At 37.5% G+C, this 2,024-nt stretch carries 3 protein-coding genes; 2 read left to right on the top strand and 1 reads right to left on the bottom strand.

Translation table 11 applies throughout. The features are described 5' to 3' along the window. Positions 1 to 392: 392 nt before the first annotated feature. Complete coding sequence (locus PN497_RS15235) at positions 393 to 1,052, bottom strand: hypothetical protein (protein WP_096572909.1); 660 nt, start codon at positions 1,050 to 1,052, stop codon at positions 393 to 395. Between the two features lie 187 nt (positions 1,053 to 1,239). On the opposite strand from PN497_RS15235, the gene PN497_RS15230 reads away from it, so the two are divergent. Both PN497_RS15230 and PN497_RS15225 read left to right on the top strand, forming a co-directional pair. Beyond that, positions 1,240 to 1,482, top strand: a complete 243-nt coding sequence (locus PN497_RS15230) for a hypothetical protein (RefSeq protein ID WP_096572910.1) — start codon at positions 1,240 to 1,242, stop codon at positions 1,480 to 1,482. Between the two features lie 63 nt (positions 1,483 to 1,545). Continuing rightward, positions 1,546 to 1,932 carry a hypothetical protein gene (locus PN497_RS15225; protein WP_096572911.1) on the top strand — a complete coding sequence of 129 codons (387 nt, stop codon included), beginning with the start codon at positions 1,546 to 1,548 and terminating at the stop codon, positions 1,930 to 1,932. Positions 1,933 to 2,024: the final 92 nt, after the last annotated feature.

The raw sequence follows: 2,024 nt of genomic DNA, 5'->3' as shown, positions 1-2,024 counted from the left end.
TCAAAGAGATTTTATAATTTTTCTAGCAGTTTTTATTGTCATATTTTGTATAGTGATAGTTATTATGAGCATTTTACCCAGCAGTTTTTAAAAGTTTCTTTTCAGGTTTCCCCTAAAAATTGCTAAGGTGATCGCATATTGAACATCATACCCAAGCCGAGATATGTGTAATTTCCTGCAAGATGGTCTAGAAACCCTTGTGATATCTACATTCTAGCCTTAGCGTACAATTTACCCTTTTTGGTGCGGCGGCGATGATTGTTAGGGTTTTCCTCTAAGAATTTTGTGAATTGGGTTTTCTTATGGCGATCGCCTACGGTGTGTGTTGTTAATAAAGTTCAACTATCTTTAAAGTTTCCCCCAAGAATCCCCAAATCCCCAGTGTTCACCGTTTAATTAAAACCATCACGTCGCAAGTCCCAAGGCAAAGACCGTCTACCCTGCTTTAAAATTGATTCATAACCTTCAGGAGAAAGCCAAGAACCGTCTTCTAACTGTACATAATCATTTGGTACTTGTTCTGGTGGTGTGGAAGCTGGCAGAGTCCAGGGGCGTTTGGGTTTGATATCAAAAATTAATTGCAGTTGCTCTTGAAGAATAGTGGAAATCATAGTGGCCAGTTCTTCCTTGTTAATCAAGACGTGAGAACCCGTATTGATTGGGGCATACCCGGTTTGTGACCAGATATAGACCCTTAGCCCAGCCTTGGCAATCATGCGATAATTATTAACTGCTATTTGTTTACCTTTATACTTTCTTGCTTCCAGTGCGTAATATTCCAGGACTGCATGACAAACTTCGTCAATAATAAAAACTTGACCGGATCTTTCATTCGTCAACAGCCTCCAGTCATTACCAGCATAGGGTTTCAGCGCAGTTTGAAGATCGTTCGCCAACGGGTCAGAATTACTTATTTGGTTTAGAAATTTGGTAATAGTAGATTTATCTACCCCACAAAACTGAGCTAAAGCTGTTACACTCATGCCACTGACACCATCACTAGAACGGGTACAGTAACTTTGGTCTGGGTTGGTTTTCTCTATTTGTGTCATGATCTAATTAACCTTTGTATGAGGTTTGGGCGATTGCAACTTCTTGGCGGGAGGGCGGTCGCCTTTGTTATAACTATTATCTCTAATTTTATGGTTTTTATACAGATAAAATACGTAAAAAAATGTACAATAAAAAATAGCTGATGTATTTTGCTTTAATAAAGGCGTAAGTATAACAATAGCCATTGTGGGAAGACCAAGAAGAAACCGATTAACCGACCGTGTTAATTACAAACTTGATAGGGACATTAGAGAAATTTTGTCACTAATAGCCGAGCGTCAAGGTAGAACCGAGGGCGCACAGGTCGAGCAAATGATTCTTTTTTACGAAGCCTGTCAACGTTTGAATAATGAAGGTGAATCCATCACAATGGATGCCATTAACGCCAAAGTTAACCAAATATGGGATGAATTAATAGCTAATGAGTAAACTTTATCTAGTTATCAGGGATTTTACTGTATTTGATTTTTCCTCTAAGAATTGTACTGAGATATGCTAGAACCACCAACGCTCAATAAATTCCAGGAAATCTGGACAAGCCAGAACCCCCAATATCTGAATACACCTTGGAAACAATGGTTGTATAATATTTATCAACAGGGTACTTTACATTTAATCACCAACAGACAAGAAGCTGCTTTAGACAGGGATATCAATAAACTTCTTGATATTGCTGAATTGGGGTGTCAACAAAAACTGTTAAATGAGTATTTAAAACTCAGTCAAAAACCAATGTACCAAAATTCCTATATTGCTTGTGATTATTTAGCAAATGCCTATGATTACATCAGCAGCGCACAGTATTTGTTGATATTATCTTTGGGGGTAGATATCAGAAATGTTGAATGTCGTTACAAAAGTTTACATATTCAGTTATAGTAGTCCTATTAAGGGTGAAAATGTCAACATCTCATGATATCTTCCATCCAATGAACATAACTAATTTGTTGACACATACAAGCTTGAAGATA

This window comes from Sphaerospermopsis kisseleviana CS-549 (genome assembly GCF_028329225.1).
In the GTDB taxonomy this organism is placed as follows: domain Bacteria; phylum Cyanobacteriota; class Cyanobacteriia; order Cyanobacteriales; family Nostocaceae; genus Sphaerospermopsis; species Sphaerospermopsis kisseleviana.
Note: the sequence above shows the minus strand (reverse complement) of the source record. Positions and strands in the feature narration are given on the sequence as shown.